This is a genomic window from Bradyrhizobium sp. AZCC 2289 (genome assembly GCF_036924615.1).
GTDB lineage: Bacteria > Pseudomonadota > Alphaproteobacteria > Rhizobiales > Xanthobacteraceae > Bradyrhizobium.
Window position 1 is genome coordinate 1,970,848 of the sequence record NZ_JAZHRY010000001.1, and the last position, 19,951, is coordinate 1,990,798.

Consider the following 19,951-nt stretch of genomic DNA (forward strand, 5'->3'; position numbering starts at 1 on the left):
ATGGTTGTCGCGACATTACAAGTCAACCGTGTTCAATGATGGTCGTTTGTCGGGGAAAAGTGCTGCGCGGTCAGCCAACGGGCAATTTTTCATCGAACGACAGCACGGCTGGCCTCGCGCTGCCTCCCAGAAACGCCTTGTCTCCTGCCGGCGTGCGAACTCCAACTCGATCGGACAACCCAGCTTGTGGCATTCACGCCGAAGTAGCGACCGTCCGTTTCCATCCTTCCGACCGCACAGGCAAGCGCTGCGACCATTCCGGAGTTGCCCAGTCGTTCTGACCTTGTCCAAGCAGGCCGCAATGGGCCCCTCATCCGACCTGACCGCACGATGGAGGTCGCCCAATCGACCAATTGATTCCGCGATCTGCTCTGCCTTAGCTTCGATTTCGCCGGCGTCGCCGTGGGACATCTGAGCGTAGTCTGGCCAGACCCCAGTTTCACTGGCCGTATCCTGACACAACAGGAATGACTTTAGTTTCACCCACCATACGGGCGCGGTAACATCGCCAATCCCCGTGCCTGCGTTCAGTCCGAGGCAAAACGAGCCGCCTGCGTTGATGTGCCTTTCCGGGCAGAAGTCAGGCAACAACTTCGCACCAACTCTTTCTCGGGCAAGCACTTCCCTGCCATCAAACGCCACCGCCAACCTATAGAGGCGCGACAAGTTTCCGCTCGCGCGAACGGCTAGGGCATCGACGTTGATTTCGTTGACGTGGATAAACGTCACTTCCGCCCAGTCCGGAGCGGCCCTCATGATGCTTTCTATGGGCGGCCGCGGAGAAGCCATACTGGTGTTCTCGGACTACAGGCTGCTGGCGTGAGAGCGAGCGGCCGGCTGGTCGCGCACCACCTGCACAACGGGCGATGAAACCGCCCCGAGAAGGTCTGCCGCCGAGTCGTAGGTCATCAAGCGACCAGCCCCGAAATTCTTGCGCACGGAGAAGTCAGCAACGGCAGCAGCAGCGGGCCCGAGACGGACGCCGCCGCCCTCGATTTGCTGTTGTACCCTCTCGGCTCCAACCGTTGCATGGCTTGCCGCACAGCGCACGCTCTCTTGGCCGCGCTGGCCCAGGCGCGTCACGGGCGTCTGGCCATACTCGATCCCGACCGCGAGATCGATGGCGGCTTTCGATCCGACGATTTTCAGGCAGAGATCAAAGGACGATCGCATCGCGGCGGCACACAAGGCCGCCTGCCGCACGCTTTTTGCTGCGTCATCGGCGCGTTCGCCTTCTGCCACGCAGCCGTGGATGCAGTCACCGATGAAGCGCACGCGCTTGCCGCCAAAATCGTCCTTGAGCACGGCGTTGAGCTCCTCCCGGATGACGTGAACAATCTTGACCGCCTCGCGGATCTTGTCGGATCCGCCGTGGATCGCCTGGTCGACGAAATTGGTGAACCCGTCGATGTCCGCGAAGATCGAGGCCATGCCCATGCGGAGTGAATTCGCCGGCGAGAGCTCGCTGAACTTGACCGTAGACAACGGCAGCGCGGGGCGCTTGAAGCGGAACATTGGCTCGGCGGAGTCGAGAGCGACCGCCGAAGCCGTCCGATCGAGGCTGTCGAAGCCGTACTTCCTCACCGCCCCCTGGACGAATGCCTCATCGAGCGTCATGACGCCCGCGGACTTGCGCACGGCTCCCGCCGCCACGCGCTTCTGAGCCGTTTCGGTCAGGAAGATGCCCTGCTCGGCTCCCGCGGCCACCAGCTTTGCAGCGTGGTTTGCCGGCCGCCCCAGGAAGAGCGTGTCCTTCTCATGGGCACCGCGGCCGGTGGTCATGGCAAGGCACTTTCCATGATCGATGCCGAAACGAATGCGCGACGGGAACCCATGGGCCTGGCCGACCCTTTGAGCAGCCTCCGTGAGCTTGCGGGCAAGCGCCACGGCCCGCTCGATCTGAGCGGCCGGGTCGCCCACCGGGGATGCGATGACGGCGTGCAGCCGAGCACCGTGGTAATCAACGCGATCGCCATCGTCGCCGTCGACGATCGAATCCCACACGCGGTAGTGCATGTGCAAGAAACCCAAAAGCCGGCGGTGCGCCGCCTCGGTCTCTTGGCCCCGTTCAGCGACCAAATCTTCGAAATCCAAAAGCTGTCCGTAGACATGGGCGCCTTCGACCACGAACGCCTCGCTCAGCGGCATGCGGCTCAACAGCCCGCGCTTGGCCATGGTGGCGCTGTCGAGGGCCACGTGGCGATCGACTTCAGGCACCGTTTTCAGGTACTCGCGGATTCTGGTTTGGGCGCGGTCTGCATTCCAAGACATCGGGCGGCTCCTTCAGATGGAAAAGACGTCGAACTCGACGCCGTGCTTCACTTGCACCTTCGTTGGTCCCCGGAAGGCGTCGGAGTCGATGCCGGATCGCACGATGAGATCCCGCAAATGGGGGCTGATGCGGATTTGCCCGAGGTCGGGCGATTTCGCCTGTTCGTAGCGGGCGGCGAGGTTCACCGTCGCTCCAAGGATCGTGACCGCGATCCTGTTCTCCGCGCCGAAGTCGCCGAACGAGACATCGCCGGCGTGAAGGCCGATCCGGATTCCAAGGTCGAGCCGCTGGTCTTCGATGTAGCGCATGCTCTCTTCGGCGATCTTCCGGGCGCAATCGACCACCGCCGGCGGCTCGATCATTTCGCGTTCGGGGGTATCGATGAACCAATAGGCCATCACGCCGTCGCCCATCAGCTTATCGATTTGGCCATGCGCCTTCCGGATCAAATCGATTTGAATCGTCGCGAGGTTGCGCAGATGACGGGCGACGTCGACGGGCTGCTTGTCCGCGGCCCAAACACTGAAGTTGGCGAGGTCGCTGAAGTAGACGACGGCCTTGCGATTCTGAATCGGGCCCGCCTGGCCGACGGCAGCCATCTTCACAATGCCAAGCGCATCACCGTCCGAGAAGCGCCGGAGGAGCAGTTCGTGTTCGGCGGCAGAGCTCCTAAGCTCGGAACGACCATGCGTGGCTTGCTCCAGCTTCAAGTTCACGATGTCGGCCAGCGTCTGGATCCAGACGACCTTTTCCGCGTCGGTCAGGTCTTGTTGAAATGAGGCATCGATGCACCACAAACGGACCGAGCCGCACGCCTTGATGTCTGCGGTTCGCGTGCCGGTCTTCCCGGCCAAGACGTGGAGCAGCCCTTGCTCGCCCACCATCTCGCCGGCACCTCTGAACGCGACGGTCTGCTGATCGGCTCTGATTTCGATCTGGCCGCTCAAGACCAGCCAGCAGCCGGTAACACGATCCCCGCGACTGCAGATGATTTCATCCGGCAGGAAATCGGCGACCGTGACGAGCTGAGAACGCGCGATGGCGCAGCGGATCAATGCCGGATCGGGGCAATGCGCCAGGAGGAACCGGTCGAGCTGCCGGTCGATGTCTTGGGCACAGCCCATATCTCAGCCCCAAATGGCGCATAAAGCTCAAATCCTCAGATTTGCTTCCGCGCTATGTTATGTATCGCTACTACGAACTTATAAAACTGCTTGCCGGAAGTCAAGGAGAGTCTATGCTGCTACTCCGAACACACGTACCGAGGGGTCAGCACGTGGCCGAAAGCATTCGAGACCGCATCAAGTCACTGAGAAAAAAGGAGAAATTTACTTTAGATCAGCTTGCCGAACAAGCTGGCCTGAGCAAATCGTACCTTTGGGAGCTGGAAAATAAGGAAGTTCCCCGTCCCTCCGGCGAGAAGCTCGCTGGGGTGGCGAAGGCCCTGAATGTTACCGTCGACTACCTTCTGGGAGGGGATCCGACGGAGAATTTGGAGGCAGCCGAGGACAAAGCATTCTTTCGGGAATATGAGGCTATGTCGCCGGAGGCCCGCGCTCAGCTGCGCCGGTTGGCGAAGGCGCTGGACAAGTAGCCATGGATTTTGAGGGCTGGGGTGTCCAGCGGTGGGCAAACCACTTCAATCAATTGCTGAATATCGCCAACCCACCCAATCGCTACAAGTTCGACATCGGCGAACTCGCGATGGAGACGTCGAGATCGCTTTTTCCCGGCGATCCCATCGTGGCGGTGAAGGAAGAAGACCTGGATGGCTTCGCCGGTGCGCTCGTGCCCGCCGAGTCGCGAACCAGATGGGGTATCGTCTACGGAGGCGGACAATCGTCGGGGCGGAGGAGGTTCACGGTCGCGCATGAATTCGGGCACTATCTCCTCCACAGGAAGAAGTACCCGGACGGAATCCACTCGAGCGAGGCTGACGTCGACGGGCGGACAAAGATCGAGGTCGAGCGCGAGGCCAACGAATTCGCCTCTTGGCTACTGATGCCTCTGGACGATTTCAGGAAGCAGGTGTCGCCGCAGGACAAGCCTGACTTCGACGTGCTGGGAAACTGCGCCGATCGGTACGAAGTCTCCCTTGTGGCCGCCATTCTAAGATGGCTGCGGTACACCGAACGAAGGGCGCTGCTTGTCACTTCAGTTGACGGCTTTGTCAAATGGTCATGGTCGAGCAAACCAGCGCTGATCAGTGGTGCGTTCATCCGCACCAGCCGCGGTCCCGTCCCTTTGCCGGCTGCATCCGCCGTCGCACAGGAGCAGTTCACCGGATGTCCGCGCCGGCGTCGATCACCCGACGGGAGTGTGGTTCAACGAGCGCGCTCGAGAACTTTCGTTCAGAAGCGAGAAGTACGACACGGCCTACACCCTGCTGCACCTGGGAGGAGCCGAACCGAAGGCTTGGGACGAGGGTAAGGGTCTCGAGGACACCTACGAACGCTTCATGAAGCGGTAGGTTCGACTATCGTGGGAGCACCGGATCGAGCGCTTCCTGCTCCAAAGTCATTGGCACCTTATCAAACGCAAGCCATTGAGCCAACGCCGCGACCGCGCTGTCGGATCGTGCGACGGAGACTAGGCTTGGATCTGGTTCGGTTGGCTGTCCGGCACTTTCCGCCAATTGCTGCGTCATCAAATGCGGCGTCGGTCTCCGGGGTAAAACCTCTTCGAGAAGTCTGAATATACGCAATCCTCCGCTATCGATGTCGCCCCAGTGGAGGAAGGGAACGGCGCTCGGGATTCCCCTGAGCACGCGATCAAGCAGTGCGATGACGCCAGCAGCCGGAAATCCACCGAGGTAAACGATCAGGCCGTCGCTTTCTATCTCTCGGACCTGTCGATTGAAGCTCGCGTAGTTCTCGACGGTGAGTACATACGCTGGCGGACGACTAATCCTCAGCGAAGGCAGCATCTCAGGGTGTATGGATGCGAACGGCTTGGCGGCGCCGTCCACAAGAAGACCGGTTGGCCCTTCCACGACAACCGGTCCCTTGAGGTGAACGGGGTGGCTGAATCGCTCCAACCCGATGTGGGTCCAGACGACATCGCCCGCAGCGCCAGGCTGACCGATTTGGAGACCAACAACGGCAGCGAGCCGGGAGGCGTGGCGATCGAAGGCCTTTGTGTCGTTCGTCGCCCGGAAGGAGAACGTGCGTGCGTCGAGCCCTCGGGCTTCCTGCCGCGAAATGGAGGCCAATAGCGTGAAGAACTCCTTGGCGGCTTCGGTCTGGGCGGCGGTCAGCCGGTAGGCTGGCTCGCCCTTCATCCAACGGCCGGTCATCTCGTCCAGCAGGCTGGCCACCCATGGCTCTCCCGTTCCAGCTACTGGGAGCAGTTCTTCCCGGGCGCGCTGCGCGGTCGCGGCCGCGGTCGGACGACCCAGGTGGCGGGCGAGCAGATCGGGATCTCGGACACGCACGCGCTCGATTAGGTGGCCGCGGTCTCTCCGGCCCCGCTGCACCTCGACGGCGCCGAATCTCTCCGCCGCCACCATGAGATCGTGGAAGCGGCCGACCTGTTGCGCCGTAGAAAGGTTGTCGTACTGCGGAGTGGCGGACGCCGGGCGGGACCGATCCGGATTCCGCTCGCTTCGTTCCAGCAGACGTTCGAGGAACTCGACGCCGGCCTCGGTCATGCGGACGTCCGTCATTCAGCTGCCTGGTCTTGTGGAGTCGCTGCGGTATTCTCGGCGGCGACGGCCTCTGCTTTGAATACGTCGAAGCCCTTGCGGTAAGGATCGGCAGCGACGAGTTCGTCCCGGGCCTTCGCGGTGAGGAGTTCGGTGTCGATCATCACCTGGTTACCGAGGCGATTGACGTTCACCACGGTATCGACGACCTCCATGAAAACGTGGCGCTTTTCATCGGGGGTGGCCAGCACGACCTGAAGCCCCAGATCACGCATGAAATCCGAGCAGGCGCCGATCGCCTTCGTGTCCAGGCGGTTGAACGCTTCGTCGAAGATCGCAAGGGACAGGCCAGTCTGGCCGGTTCGCCGATTCTGGTACGTCGCGGCCAGCGAAGCTCCGATGGCGATGTAGAACGGAAGCTGCCCCTCGCCTCCGGAGCCCGTCCCTGCTCGGCTCGACAGCGACGACCGGATCTTGCCGTTTTCGTCCTGGATGTAGAGTTCGAAGTTGAAGTATTTCCGAGGATCTTCGACCTCCTCGGTCCGGGCCTCCGGGTTTGAAAGGATCTCTTCGATCTGGCGAACGGCGCGCATTATCGGGGTATTGGCGTCCTCGCTGCGGTCCCCGAAAAGCGGCAGGTTGAAGTCGGGACGGCGGGACTCGTTGACCAGGTCGATCATGTCGGCGTGAGTCGGTGCTTCCATCGCCTTGAACCAGTAGTAGTCCCGCCCGTGGAACTGCCGGTCCTTCAGGTGGCGGTTGAGCTCATTCAAAGTCGCTTTGATGCCGGTGAAGGCGTCGTCCAGCCGGTGAAGGAGGTCGTCGCGGAACGCCGAGGTCATTTCGCTTGCTGCGTTCCGGCATTGCTCTTCGTACTGGACCAGTTCGTGCGCATCGAGCCGCTGCTTTTCGGACGTGGCCCATTGTTCGACGGCGGCGGGGGTCGCCTCTTCGGCCGTGAACGGCGGGCTGACGTGGAAGTCCTGGTTATGCTTGTTCAGCGTATTGGTCATTTCACGCATGAGGCTAGAGCGACGGTCGGTCGAGCGCCGATCGCGGTCTGCAGTGTAGCCCGCGATGAGGTTCGGAATCGTGTCGGTGACGATCCCTCCAATCTCCGATTGATAATCGTGCATAGTCGTCGATTGAGGGAAACCTTCCCTAACCTGCCGGGCGCGGTAGCGCCGGGTCGACGACAGGACGTCGCGGTTCTTCAACATGTAGCTTTCATACGCGCCTTCGGCCCGGTCCCGCGCGCCCTGCGCTTCGGTCAACGCCCGCTGCGTCGAGGATTTGATGCCTGCGGCGGTCGAGACAGCGGCTTTCAAGCGTTCCAAATCCGCCAAGAGCTTGGGATCGCGATTGCGTCTGGCGTCCTCGATGTTCTTTTGGATTTCGCCGAGCTTTCGATCGAAGGCGGCCATGGCGGCGCCGCTGTCGAGGCAGGTCAGGCTGGCGCCGCGTATCGCCTGGAATTGCGCAAACATGCCTTCGAAGAGGCGGGCTTCTTCTTCCGACCGTCCGACGTCCCGCGCTCTTTCAGCCAGCTGCTGCAGGAGTTCCTGTCGCTCGGCCTGAAGCTGTTGGCGCATCTGGTCTTGCGTGGCGCGGCCGAGCTTCAGGTAGCGGGGCTTTTGCAGTCTCCGGACCGTCCGGCCACCTTGCATTACCAGATCGGGGGTGATGGCGTTCTCGGCGGCGACCATCTTGTCCATGGTCTCGACCAACATGAGGTGGCCGATGCGATAGTTGAGGAAAGCTCGGGCGTAACGGTTTTCGGTGCTGATGATCTGCGCCAGAGAGCCCTTTTCGGCCGGCCGCGTGCTGTCCGTCTTGGTCGTGTTGATGACCTCGGCATCTTTGAAGGAGTATTCTCCGCCTTCACGGAAGATCTCCAGGGCCTGTACCGCCCTTGCGGGCTCCACGATCAAGGCTTCTCGGGAGCGGCCGAGAACGGCCTCGGCCGCCATCCGCCATTTGTCGTCCCTGATCTCAACCACTTCGCATAGCGGCGTTGCTTCGATGCCGTGCGAAGCGAGCTGTCTTATGAGGTCCCTGGTGCCCCCTTCGATCGGGCTGAGCCCCTGCTCCATCCGCTTCAAGTTGCTGTCGATCAGATCGATGCGGTCTTGAAGGTTCTTGGTCGCGACGCGAGCATGGAAATGCGCGTCCGAAAAGGTTTTGCGGATGTCCTCGAGCCGCTGCTGATCGACGGCGTCCAGCGCGGCGTCGAGATGGGAGGCCGCCTCCCGCCAGTCCTCGGGCAGTGTCTTGTCCCAGTCCCAAAGCGGCGCTCTTCCTCGCGCGACGACGACCGCGCTGAGAAGAGCGTGCAGAACGTCGTCGCGGCGTACCAGTAGGTTGCGCTCGACCGCCGTTCTGATCGAGGCGATGAGCCCTTCGATTTCCTTGACCGGAGACATGGCGTTCGAGCGCTGGCCCAGCGTCAGGTTTTTGTCGGACTCGTACATCAGCGCAAGTTGTTCGCCGTCGCTAGTCTTGATCGAAAGCTCGACCGTCTTGTGCTCCGTCTCTAGGGTCGCATGCCGGGTCGCGGCTACGGTCGCTTCGATCTCTGCCTTGGTCGCCGCGCTCCGCAGCTGCATCAGGCTATCCTCCTGATGCCGGGCCTCGCGGCTGAAACCTTCCCATTCGAGGCGGGCGATCTGCCAATTGGTGACCGCGATGATCCGCTCGTTGTCGATGGCTCGAGCGACTATCCGGAGGATCCCGGTGAGGCTGGCGCTCTGGGCCTTCAATTCCTCGATGCGAGACGTCAGGAAACGCCAATGCTCGATACTGCGCCGGAGCCGGTCGACCTGGATCGGCTGGACATCGAGGACGTAGTTCCGAACGAACTCCGTGGGGTTGTCTACCGGCTTGAGCAGCAGTGCGTTCCGGAATGCCTTCTGGAAACGTCGGGGATCGAGTGGAAATCCCGCCGGCGACAGCGCTCGGAGGGACTCCGCGACGAAGTCGGTCGCGCTCGAGAATGCGTCGTCGACCTCGATGTCCCGGGCGCGCAACGAGGTGCGTACCGCATGCCACTGCAGCGTCTCGACTTCGTCATCGCCGACCGAGGCGAGGAGATCGTCCTTTGTCAGCGCTCCCTTAGCGATGAAACGGGCCTCGCAGGACTCATCACTCCTCGAGGCGGATGCCGAAAAGGCCACGCCCAAACTCACCGCCGAGCCGTCATCCAGATCCTCGAAAACCAGGACGATGTAGGTGTATGCATTCTGACGGGTGGGCTCCGACCGCTCGCCTTTTTCGTCCAGGGAGACGACGCCGAGACAGTAGTCGCGCAGCGTGCGTTTGCTTCTGACGTTGCTTTGAGCGCTCGGATTGAACCGGATGCTGGCCATGCTCGCGCCGGTGAGGACCGTCTGGACGGCGTCGATGATCGCCGACTTTCCGGCGCCGTTCGGCCCGATGATGGCGGTCATGCCGCGCATGTCGACCTGCTGCGCCCGGAACAGATACCAGTCGATCACGATGATGCGACGGAGCTCGATCACGTCTGGACCTCGCTCTGGCCGTGGGGCTCAGCCGTGGCCGTGGTGGAGCGCGAGACGAACTCCTCGAGAGAACCGAGTGTGTCCTTCGAGACCACGATCGGAAGCGCCGGTCGCAGGAACAGCGCGAAGTTTTTGTCGTCCTGCTCCACGATCCGGACCAGACCGCGCTGCCGGAAGCCGGCGAGGATTTCCTTCACCCGCCCGAAGTTGGGCCGCTCTCGGTGCGTCCGGTCTTCGTAAATCTGCAAAATCTGCTCGCTCTCGACCTCCACCTCGCCGAACTCCTTCGCCTCGAACCGAGTGAAGGCCTCTTCGTAGTGAAGGCGCAGCACCAGCAGGAGCAGGCTTTCATCGAGTTTCATGCTCTGACGTGGAGGAAGTTCGCTCGCCACCAGGCCGACGTAGCCGTCGACGGGTCTGCCAACGACGCGATAGCCGAGTGCGTCGAACAGGTTTTCAAAATAGCCCATGTGCCGCCGCAGTATCTCGTAGGAGGTCTTCATGCCCCAGTCGTTCTCGTAGATGAACTGGGCGCGCCAGAGCTGCTGCGCCGCCTGGCGCAACTCCTTCTGCAGCTGATCGCCGTCACCGCCTTCGGAGTCTTCGTCGTCGATGAGTTTTGAAAGATCACGCAGCATCGGCGGCGGTCCTCGTTCGCTCGATCCGGAAGGCGGTCACGTCGATCCAGTCGTTGGCGGTGCGTCCCTCATCAAGCGCGATCGTGAATTCGCCCAGCCGCACGGACCGGCCGATCGCAGCAAGGTTCGGCAACGCGCGGTAGGCGAAGAAGTCCGGGATACTTTCGATATCGATCTCTCCGGAAGACGCCCGGTTCCGCCCCTGCATCTGCCGACGGACGAATTCCAGCAGCTTCTGGTCCGTGACGCGGACCATGCGGTCGAACTCGGTCGTGGCCTGGACGTAGGCTCGCAGATACGGGTCCTGCTTCGGCACCTTGAAGCGCGTACGCTCAGGCGGCGCTCTCGGGGGCGGCGGGGTGTACAGCGCGAGCGAGGTGATGGGGAGTCCGACGTCCGGGGACCGGAGGCGGATCTCGACCTCATCGTCGTCGAGAGAGCCGGTCGCGGAAATTTGGACAGGACGATAAGTGGAATTTCTGCCTGACAGCGGCGATAATCGCCGTGAACAGGAGAGACCATGAGCAGACGACCCCGGCGGAACCACTCAGCGGCCTTCAAGGCGAAGGTGGCTCTGGCCGCCGTCAAGGGCGACCGAACCATCGCCCAACTGGCGGAGCATTTCGACGTCCATCCCAACCAGATAACGACATGGAAATCGCAGCTTGAGGCAAGCGCTTCCGAGATTTTCGGACCGGGAGGCGGGACACCGGCCACGCCAGCGGTCGATGTGAAGTCGCTGCACGCCAAGATCGGAGAGCTGACGCTGGAGAACGATTTTTTAGAAGGCGCGCTCACCAAGGCGGGATGGCTGAGCGCAAAGCGATGATCGATCGTGAACACGATCTACCGATCACCAAGCAGGCAGAGATTTTGAAGGTCAGCCGCGGCAGCGTGTACTATCTGCCGCGTCCAGTCTCTTCAGCCGACCTCGAGATCATGCAGCGTCTCGATCGGCTGCACCTGGAGTATCCCTTCGCCGGTTCGCGTATGTTGCGAGGCCTGCTGGCTTTGCAGGGGTGCAAGATCGGCCGCCGGCATGTGAAGACGCTCATGCGGCGGATGGGGATCGAGGCGCTGTATCGCCGTCCGCGCACCACCAAGCCCGAGCCCGGCCACAAGATCTATCCGTATCTGCTGCGCGGCATCGAGATCAGGCGGCCGAACCAGGTCTGGGCCATGGACATCACGTACATTCCGATGGCGCACGGCTTCGTTTATCTCGCCGTGGTGCTGGACTGGGCGACACGTCGTGTTCTGTCGTGGCGGCTGTCGATCACGATGGAGGCGGCCTTCTGCGTCGAGGCGTTGGAGGGTGCTCTCGCTCGTCATGGCAGGCCGGAAATCTTCAACACCGACCAGGGTTCGCAGTTCACGGGCGCGGCGTTCACCAGTCTGCTTGCCAGCCACGGCATCGCCATCAGCATGGATGGCAAAGGGGCCTGGCGGGACAACGTGTTCGTCGAACGGCTGTGGCGTAGCGTCAAATACGAGGAGGTCTATCTGCGAGCCTACGAATCCGTCGGCGAGGCGCGACATTCGATCGGCCGGTATCTCGACTTTTACAACGGCCGACGTCCTCATTCGAGTCTTGACGACATGACCCCGGATCAAGCTTACTTCAACCTTCCGCCGCTCCGCGCGGCGGCCTAACCTCGGCAGAGGCTCCACTTATCGACGCGGAATTTTTGTTCAGACAACCGCGACCGGCTCTGAGCGCGGAGAGGCCTTCGATCAGTCTGGCGATCCGCTCCGCAGACCCTTCCCCCATGACGTCCATGTAGTGGACGGTCGTGCGGATGCGACGTTCGAGGCGATCCCGGAAATCCTCGATCTTGTCCATGAAGGGTCCGACGTCCTCGAAGACGCTCCTGATCTTCTCCAGTTCTGTGATGACGCGTTCTTCGGCCGATGCGACCGTACCCCCGCCGGCGACGACGCCCTGATCAACATAGGCGCGGGCGATCTTCCCGATCCGATCCGTATCGCTGAGCATGTCCGCGGCCAAGGAGGTGATGGTGCGTCGATGGCGATAAGGGTTGTTCGACGTCTTCAGTTGCTTGTAATCGGCAATTAGCAATCCATCGACAAAGTCCTGAAAGAACGTCCGGAGGATGGATGCGGCGTTCGGATTGCCGAGGATCCTGTCTTCGATCTCGCGCATACCGGCCAGGATGCGTCGCATGCTACGGGCGAAACGCGCCGCCGTTTCATGTGCGTTGGCGAGACCTTGTGCCATGGTCTCGGGCTCTCGGAACGCGGCCTCCAGATTGTTCTTTACGTCGACCACGGCGCCGGCGACACGCACGCGGCTGTTCCCGAAGTCGGTGATTGCGCCCAGCACCATGAACGCGTCGGGATTCATGTCGACGTAGACGCGCCATTTCTCCGTTTCTTCCGTCAGCCAGCCGGTGTCGCGCAGACGATAGTAGGCGAGATAGTGGGCCTGGCTCGTGCCCTGATCTTCGGCGCCCTCCTCCGACAGTTCGTCCGTCGATCCGATCCCGGATTCGGAAAGCCCGATCTCGATCTGCCTTACGACTTCTTCCCTGAGCGGTGTCTCCAGAATTCGGGCCGAGTACACCTTCTCGTAGAGGCGCATCAGGAGACGGGCATAGACGTGCTTCTTTGGCCCTGCGAGAGGCTGGAATAGGGACTCCGGAAGATAACCAAACAGCTTCATCTATTGGCCCTTCAGGAATTGATTGAACCGCTCCAATTGCTCAACCGCAAGAATAAACGGAGGAGTTTCAGGAGGTTCTCCTGGTTTTCCTCCGCTTCAGCCAGTCCCGCGCCGCCTCCTCCAGGACATCCCAAGCTGCCCGGTAATCTTCGATCCCGGCCTGTTTAATGTCTGCGATGACATCTGGGGACATCATGGTGAGGAATTGCCGCCTGCGCGTCGATATTGCCGTCGTCGTCCCCATCGATACGTCAGCCACCGAGGTGGATTTGTCTCCCTCGGTGGGGACGAAGGTACAGCGCTTCGCTTGACCTAGAAGGTCGAAAACCTCTACCGACTTGCAATCCACGATCTCAATCGCGCGGATGTTCTTTGTCCGCAAGGGAATGTTTATCAGCCTGTTGCGCGTACCCAGATCGAGGAGAGCTCGCCGGTCCGCCAAAAGCCTGTCTCGTATCGATGTTCCCGCCAATATGGCCCCCGCCCTAAACCGAGGATTGTAGGACTGGCTGACACGCGGTCAAGCTGGCCTGATCTCAGGCTGATCGCCCCAAATGAGCCGGCCAGTCTTTTTCGGCCGACTAGCCACATGTTTCTTCACTCGTCGGTTGGCTTCTGGGCTAAGTCCCCGAAATGCGCTGGGTTCCGGGTAGGGGCGCCTCGTTCGCGCACTTGCCGCCGCCGGTCGCCGCCAAAAATGCGAATGGTAGCCGACCCGGAAGGGAGTCCGACTTCCGTCTTCAGCGGTTGTAAACCGGGTTTTCCATTCGCTGCGCTGAGGGGAAGCCTTTCGCCGTTTTGAGCGCGGGGGGTACGAAAACGGCGCCACCTGCTTCTCCGTTACCCAAGGAATGAAATTGATTTCCTGGGGCAACGTGGCGATCGCATACGCCTCGCAGCACCGCTCGCTCGTCTCGTGTCGCCTCCGTGGTCGAGCAGATCGGCGCCATCCTCCACAGCCACCAGTTCCTTCTTCAATTGCGCTCCGAACAGATGACGCGCGGCATGTGAGCCAAGACCCGGTCTCGGCCGCACCAGCGGCTTCGAGGATCGGCTTGAATTGCTTGTAGAAGGAATCGCCGAGAGGAGTCAGTCCCGTCCACAAATACTACGGTGGCGCGGCATACGTGGGCGGGGCTTCGACCTTGGCGCGATAGGGACGAGCCTCATCGCGAACGAGGTCCAGTCGCGTTCCTTGGAAGCGCAGCATTTTTTTCGCCCTCTTTATTCCGCTGCGGGCCTTACCATATTTTTCACTGGCAGTCCTATTTGTCGCGTGGTTCACGAGCACCGCTATTTCCGATCTGGAAAACCCGCTCCGCTTCATGCACGAAATGGCGAAGTGCCGAAGCGTGTATGTCGAGACGCGCCGAATGCCAAGGGACTTGCATGCCGTCGCAAGGCGAGCATTCATAACCACCCGCAAATTCCACAATCCCTCGTACCGCTCCCCCCATTTCCCGATGTCAGCAATCCACTGGTCGATGCGAGCAACGACCCATTCGGGATAGGCGCTGATATCCACTTCGCAGGTACCGGCGAGGCCGCGGCCGTTGCTGTGTTTTTCCGCCTGGGCCCGCAGAAGATATCCCTCACGCCGCAACGCCACGATTTCGCCGGGCCGCCAGCCGATGCGCGAGGCGATCAGGAGATATCCCGCGGTCCAGAGAGAAAAGCCGTCAGCCTTGTCGCGAAAATAATTGATGAGCGCACGCAGCTCCTGCACCCGGATCGATTTGCGATATTTTTTCCGTTTCTTTTTCTTGGCGGCAACTCTCTTTTTATGGACCACTTCCTTGCTCTTTTTATCGGCCTTGGCTGTCTTGTCCGTCGACCTAGGCCGCTTGTTTTTCAAAGCCCAGAGCAGAGATTTCTCTGGGTCGGGGCTATCATCGATTAACTCCATCGCCACAAACCGTGCCAGCCGCTGCTGCAGGGCGTTCGCAAGGCGACGAACATAGGCTTCCGACCAGCGATCGTGAGTGTTCAGAAACCAGCGTACCGCCAACACGACTAACTGCTCGCCGGGGATATCGCAGGCATCCGGTTCGCACTCGCGGGCGTACTGACCAACGAACTTGATAGCGTCGTGCTCATAGACTGCAATGGTATCGAGGCTCGTCTCTGCTGTCGGGAACATGCTCAACACCCACGTTGGTTGATGCGTTTCCCAACCTTCGTTCGCCGCGAAGCAAGACACAAGCGCCGCATAGCTAGAGAATTGGTCCGACGATGCGTCCCTTGAAACCGTCCACCTGGGTGCAGACATCTAGACTGCGGGCCAATGGAGGCCCGCTTCATCTTATGAAAGGAGCAATAGATGCCCCCAATCCAGGGCTATGAAGCGTCGGTCGAGGCCGCCAAGAGGGCTCTCGAGGCGGCGCAAAGCGCTTTGCCGCGTGACATAGCACAGGCCGTTGCGAATGCGGGCTGGGCAGCGTTTCTGCGTGACAGGCATGACGTGCAGGCGCTGGTCGATCACATCGCCGAGGCGGTCCAGCAGCGTGACTTCGTTAGCAGGCTACATGCTACTGCCGACAAGGCAAGGCATCACCAGCCTCAGCGGGGCAGGCCGCCGAAGATGAACCAGGAGGCAGCGCAGAAAGCCACCGGTCATGCTGATGTGGGTGCAAACAGCAACGCCGCTACGATCTAACGTTTCCACTACGTTAGAGAATCCGATCGGCCTTCGTGGCCATTGCTGAGGGGTTCACGCAGATGTATCATTGATACATCCCTCAAGCGTAACAGCGATCGGTCAAGACGAGAGATTCCAGGGGTTTACCGGGAATGTGGTAGCGAGAGACCGCTACGGCCTTAAACCCCGACAACAGCCGCCCGTCTTTCCCATTGATTGTGTTGGAGATTCGTAAGCACGCCATTGGGAGAGATTGAACCTCCGAATGGCGGATTCATCATCCGCAGTTCCAAACATTCCCGATAGGCGTCTGTGTCCGCAAGGCCCAAAGCCACCACCGGTCCAACGTCCTCGATAAAATCCGGGGCCAAGAGCGACCGTCACCGGGTCTTTCGCGTCATCGGGTGGCGCGCCCGAAGAGAGGCGACACCAAAATGGTGAAGCGCTTGTATTCTCATAGAAATTTCTGTTCCAGCCGCACAGCTTGATACCACCAACGTGTACCACTTCCAAAACTTTCCATCGCGGTTGCTCGTCCGGGGGCGAAATGGCCTCAACTATTCCGCGGTAGCGGTCGGCAAGGGCACCGTGCGACCAGCCTTACGATCAACGAGCCATCTTTTCCACGAGACAGAAGAGTTCGGCCACTTTTCCAGTTCGATGCACCACGCTGGAGGCTCATCTTCAAGAGCGAATGCAGAGCGTTGTAGTTGGGTTAGACATCGTGGAACGGCTCTGTTTGCATCGTGGACCAAGTCTCGCGTGCTCCGAAATACGCGCCAGATACGGGCTGTATTATCGTTAGAGCTTGTGGCAATGCTCTGCCCATCCCGACTAAATACTGCACTGTTCAAACGGCTTGCGTGACCTCGGAGGGGCACAATCATTTTTCCGGTCTCCGCGTCCCAAATATAGGCTGCCTTATCAGAGAACGCGGTCACGACCCGTCGACCATCAGGGCTAAACGCGACATATTCAGCGTATCCTGGAGGTCCGTTAAAGGTTGCAAGGACTCGGTTAGTCTTGATGTCTAAAATTCGGCCACTGTTGCCAGACCATACAAGGATTTTTGAGTCATCAGGGCTAAGTGCGGCGAGTTGCGTTTTTTCAAAGACGGAAATTGTTTTCCCCGTATTCACGTCCCAGATTCTAGCAGTGTGGTCGTCTGAACTGCTCACGAGACGTTGCCCATTCCTACTAAACATCACGCCTCGAACAGTGTCGAAATGCTCGTGATAGATTATTAAGGTCTGCCCTGAAGCCACATCCCAGACGCGCGCGGTCTGGTCGTCTGCACCTGTGGCGATAAGTCGACCATCCGGAGAGAAAGCGGCGGCCCAGATTTGTCCCTCGTGACCCTTAAATACCTTGATTAACGTGCCGCTCTCGGCGTCCCAAAGGCGAGCGGTGCTATCCCAAGATGCAGTCAATATTTGTCGTCCATCTGGACTAAAGCTTGCTGCGCGCACACGATGATCGTGCCCCTCCAGCTTGAATATCGCATTGCCGGTTTTGGCGTCCCAGACGCGCGCGGTATGATCGTTAGAAGCCGTCACGACGCGTAGGCCATTTGGGGAAAAGTCCGCAGCCTCGACCTCTCGATCGTGCCCCTCAAATGTTGTGAAGGCCTTCTCGGGCTCAACATCCCAAATGCGTGCTGTGCCATCGCTAGACGCGGTGACAACGGTGCGACCATTTGGGCTGAATGTAGCGCTCGTCAACTGGCTAGTGTGCCCTGACAAAATTGCAAGTCGCTGGCCGGTACTCGCGTCCCAGATCCGCACACTTAGGTCGGAACATGAGGTCAGCACTCGGCGTCCGTCTGCACTAAAGGCGATTTCTTCAATGCCGTCTGGATGCTCCGCGAGCCGAACAAGAACCTTGGTCGACTCAACGTCCCAAATTCGAGCTATTCTGTCAGTTGAAGTCGTCAACAGCCGGTGCCCGTCAGAGCTAAAGTGAGCTTGCGCTATCTTTGCACCTTCAGTCTGGAAAACCGCTGTCGTTTGTCCGGTACCGGCATCCCACACCCGAGCAACACCGTCCCGCGACGCTGTAACGATACGAGAGCCATCTGAACTGAACTCAAGCGTCTGGACCGCGTCCGTGTGCTGGAGAACCATCAAGAGTCGGCCGGTTTTCGCGCTAAAGATTTTTGCTGTGAAATCGTCGCCGTCTGTGACAATCCTTTCGGCGTCGAGGCTGAATGAGGCTTCATAAATTCGATCGCCATTTATCGGCGGCATGATAGTGATCGTCCGCCCGTGCGCATCTTGAAACTCTTGCCTCTTAGCAGGTGAGGCCTTCCCGATCACTGCAATTGCCTCACCTGACTCCGCATCCCAAATTCGTGTAGTGTCGTCGTCCGACGTTGTTACGATACGATGACCGTCCGGACTGTAAGCGGCGGTCCAAACCCCACGCACATGGCCAGACAGAGTGTACAAGCTGCTTCCAGAGTCTGCGTCCCATATTCGAACCGTTTGGTCAGCGGATGCGGTAACGATCTGGCGACCGTTAGGGCTAAATCTGGCGCTCACGATAGCGTCTGTGTGTCCGCGGAAGACTGTTCCTACCTTTCCTTCCTCCAGGTTCCACAACTCGGCTACCGCACCGGAGGAGATAAGCAAACGCTTGCCGTCGGGGCTAAACATTGCAGTACGGACAGGCTTGTTGCGCTGAAGAACGAATCTTTCTGAAACCGTTTGCCAAGCGGCAAATAATGCACCCTCGGCTTGCGGTGAGTAGGGGCGGTCGTAGCCATCGCGCGGTAGCGCCTCAAGAGCCAGCAATTCCGCCGTCGTTGAATCCCCCCCCGCTCTGCTTCTATCAGCGGCTTCGGCCAAAAACTGGCTTTGCGAAAGGAGGGCCTGATCTCGTTGCGAAACGGCAATGGTTCGTTGTCGGTCGGCCTCGCGATATAGCTGTAGGAAAATTGCCAACAAAACCAAAACGGGCGTCAAATAGACCATCAATTTGACGGGCTCTGCGTTATTCGCAAGAACCGTCATGAGACCGTCGAGGGGACCAGAACGACGCTGGTCGAACTGGATTGAATTGCCACTTCCCTGCAGCAGCGGGACCCAGAACTGAATCATATAATCATCTGAAGGTCGTCGGTTTTTGTCTTCAAAATACCCGCTATGACCAAACTCGGAGTACCGATTGCGAAACACGTTGCTCGTGGCCCCGCTGAACCCGGTCCGCCCCGCCATACCGGTAAAGAGAACGCAAAATTGGCTGAGCAGCAGCACCTTGTCGCCGGTTCCACAATCATTGATGACACGCTTGACCCGGTGGCCGATTAAGTCGCGCCAAGGGAACCCGGCTCGCAGCACGCTTCCCGCAAGTATGACGGTGTCGATAACGATCCCCGATTTAGGGTCCAACCCCGCAATGGCCCAGCCTATGACGTGGGTCCCGAAGCTATGTCCAACCAAATCAATGCGGTCGCGCCGCCTACGGGCGCACAACTTTACGAACTCCATCCGGAATTTTCTGACGACTAGCCAGCGAAAAATTGGCAGCATGAACGCGATAACGGAGAAGTAGCCGAGTTTATAATTTACGAATTCGATCGAATCGCCAGCCTCTGCTGTCACAAGTTTCTCAAGCCGCTCTTGCCAATGACCGTACGTACGAATTCCGTGAACGGTCACTATGAGATGCGTTGCAACGACGGTCTCATCTGTCACTGTCAATGGTCGTTTGGAATTACCGATCACTCGCAAAACCCGCCCTGCTTTGCTCCAACTTGACGTTGAGCTTATTCGAAATTGCTCCGGTCCGCTACGAAAGGCGCTGCTTGTACAAATAAATCCGACCAAAAGTGCGCCTAGTCCGCCGTTCGTCTGGCCCGAAACTCTAAGCCCGCCGCGCGTCTAATACTCCCCGCCGTTGCGACCGGCGTTGCCCATGTTCTTGATCTTAGCTTCGTACAGCGCAGACAGTTCGTGCTTCTCAGCCTGCGAACGAAAACGCAGGGCATCGATCAGTTCCAACGCATCGCGAAGCGAATAGCCGCTTCTAAATTTGTTCTCGATTTCACCGAAGATTTCGCCGATCTTGTACTCAACGGTCGAGGGGCCATCGGCCTTCTGCTTGAACGACTTCAGGTATGGAAACAGCTTCTCGTCCACGTATGCGATCAGATCGTCGCCGGTCAGCGCCTTGTCGTGGTCGAAGCTACCATCAGACTTTTTCGGCGCGGCCCATTTTGACCAACGATGCGGCTTGTCGATGATGAACGAGTAGGGTTTGCTGACCAACTCAGCGGCCAACGCGCGTTCCCGTTCGAGGTCGTCAAGGTATTTGAGAAACAAAATCCATGACGTTTGCTCGGTGTAATCAAGTTCGGTGGTGCAACCGGCTTCTTTCCACAGAACGTCATCTATATTCTTGAAAGTCTGTTCGAACATTCTGCCCCCGAAGGATTTTGCCTTGTTCAGTTATTGGTGATCCGCGATCATTGTGCAATCCAAAGCTGCGCGTCTGTCCCTAACCTTTTGTTCAACCCGTATCCGTATAGTTGGGCCATTCGACAGGATGGGGGTCGGGAT

General features: G+C 59.6%; 16 protein-coding genes. 4 read left to right on the forward strand and 12 right to left on the reverse strand.

The annotated features are described in order from the left end of the window. Positions 1-15: 15 nt before the first annotated feature. From V1289_RS09690 to V1289_RS09700, 3 genes are read right to left on the reverse strand one after another with little or no spacing between them, the layout of a single operon-like run. Complete coding sequence (locus tag V1289_RS09690) at positions 16-789, reverse strand: E2 domain-containing protein (protein ID WP_334396732.1); 774 nt, start codon at positions 787-789, stop codon at positions 16-18. 15 nt (positions 790-804) lie between these two features. Further along, complete coding sequence (locus tag V1289_RS09695; protein WP_334396733.1) at positions 805-2,271, reverse strand: adenylate/guanylate cyclase domain-containing protein; 1,467 nt, start codon at positions 2,269-2,271, stop codon at positions 805-807. A gap of 12 nt (positions 2,272-2,283) precedes the next feature. Next, the gene (locus tag V1289_RS09700) at positions 2,284-3,396 is read right to left on the reverse strand and encodes an adenylate/guanylate cyclase domain-containing protein (protein WP_334396734.1); all 1,113 of its coding nucleotides are present in this window, start codon (positions 3,394-3,396) and stop codon (positions 2,284-2,286) included. Positions 3,397-3,548: 152 nt separating this feature from the next. Between V1289_RS09700 and V1289_RS09705 the strand changes: the two genes are divergently transcribed. Further along, a complete protein-coding gene (locus V1289_RS09705) occupies positions 3,549-3,866 on the forward strand; it encodes a helix-turn-helix domain-containing protein (RefSeq protein WP_334396735.1) in 318 nt (105 codons plus the stop codon). 2 nt (positions 3,867-3,868) lie between these two features. Next, positions 3,869-4,702 carry an ImmA/IrrE family metallo-endopeptidase gene (locus V1289_RS09710; RefSeq protein WP_334396736.1) on the forward strand — a complete coding sequence of 278 codons (834 nt, stop codon included), beginning with the start codon at positions 3,869-3,871 and terminating at the stop codon, positions 4,700-4,702. Between the two features lie 46 nt (positions 4,703-4,748). On the opposite strand, the gene V1289_RS09715 is transcribed toward V1289_RS09710, so the two are convergent. From V1289_RS09715 to V1289_RS09730, 4 genes are read right to left on the reverse strand one after another with little or no spacing between them, the layout of a single operon-like run. Continuing rightward, positions 4,749-5,921 carry a Wadjet anti-phage system protein JetD domain-containing protein gene (locus V1289_RS09715; RefSeq protein WP_334396737.1) on the reverse strand — a complete coding sequence of 391 codons (1,173 nt, stop codon included), beginning with the start codon at positions 5,919-5,921 and terminating at the stop codon, positions 4,749-4,751. Between the two features lie 11 nt (positions 5,922-5,932). Continuing rightward, complete coding sequence (locus V1289_RS09720) at positions 5,933-9,433, reverse strand: SbcC/MukB-like Walker B domain-containing protein (RefSeq protein WP_334396738.1); 3,501 nt, start codon at positions 9,431-9,433, stop codon at positions 5,933-5,935. Continuing rightward, entirely contained in the window at positions 9,430-10,071 is a 642-nt protein-coding gene (locus V1289_RS09725; RefSeq protein WP_334396739.1) for a DUF4194 domain-containing protein, read from the reverse strand. Before V1289_RS09725 ends, V1289_RS09720 begins: the two co-directional genes overlap by 4 nt. Continuing rightward, positions 10,061-10,618: a Wadjet anti-phage system protein JetA family protein gene (locus V1289_RS09730; protein ID WP_334396740.1), complete on the reverse strand. Its 558-nt coding sequence runs from the start codon at positions 10,616-10,618 to the stop codon at positions 10,061-10,063. Before V1289_RS09730 ends, V1289_RS09725 begins: the two co-directional genes overlap by 11 nt. Here V1289_RS09730 and V1289_RS09735 point away from each other — a divergent pair. Next, a protein-coding gene (locus V1289_RS09735) for an IS3 family transposase (RefSeq protein WP_334396741.1) occupies positions 10,592-11,724 on the forward strand; the annotation gives its coding sequence in 2 pieces (ribosomal slippage) (positions 10,592-10,847 and positions 10,847-11,724; 1,134 coding nt in all). The two genes, V1289_RS09730 and V1289_RS09735, sit on opposite strands and share 27 nt — an antisense overlap. Here V1289_RS09735 and V1289_RS09740 read toward each other — a convergent pair. The 3 genes from V1289_RS09740 to V1289_RS09750 form a co-directional block, all read right to left on the reverse strand. After that, positions 11,693-12,754 (reverse strand): Wadjet anti-phage system protein JetA family protein, encoded by a 1,062-nt coding sequence (locus V1289_RS09740; RefSeq protein WP_334396742.1) that lies wholly within the window; start codon positions 12,752-12,754, stop codon positions 11,693-11,695. The two genes, V1289_RS09735 and V1289_RS09740, sit on opposite strands and share 32 nt — an antisense overlap. A gap of 67 nt (positions 12,755-12,821) precedes the next feature. Beyond that, a complete protein-coding gene (locus V1289_RS09745; RefSeq protein WP_334396743.1) occupies positions 12,822-13,196 on the reverse strand; it encodes a DUF4011 domain-containing protein in 375 nt (124 codons plus the stop codon). A gap of 666 nt (positions 13,197-13,862) precedes the next feature. Next, complete coding sequence (locus tag V1289_RS09750; protein ID WP_334396744.1) at positions 13,863-14,894, reverse strand: hypothetical protein; 1,032 nt, start codon at positions 14,892-14,894, stop codon at positions 13,863-13,865. 180 nt (positions 14,895-15,074) lie between these two features. Here V1289_RS09750 and V1289_RS09755 point away from each other — a divergent pair, with 180 nt between their 5' ends. Then, entirely contained in the window at positions 15,075-15,410 is a 336-nt protein-coding gene (locus tag V1289_RS09755; protein WP_334396745.1) for a DNA-binding protein, read from the forward strand. Positions 15,411-15,949: 539 nt separating this feature from the next. Here the strand turns inward: V1289_RS09755 and V1289_RS09760 are convergent. Together V1289_RS09760 and V1289_RS09765 are read right to left on the reverse strand one after the other, a co-directional pair. Beyond that, on the reverse strand, positions 15,950-19,117 hold the full coding sequence (locus tag V1289_RS09760) for a WD40 repeat domain-containing protein (RefSeq protein WP_334396746.1): 3,168 nt from the start codon (positions 19,115-19,117) through the stop codon (positions 15,950-15,952). 156 nt (positions 19,118-19,273) lie between these two features. After that, a complete protein-coding gene (locus tag V1289_RS09765) occupies positions 19,274-19,810 on the reverse strand; it encodes a type I restriction-modification system subunit M N-terminal domain-containing protein (protein WP_334396747.1) in 537 nt (178 codons plus the stop codon). Positions 19,811-19,951: the final 141 nt, after the last annotated feature.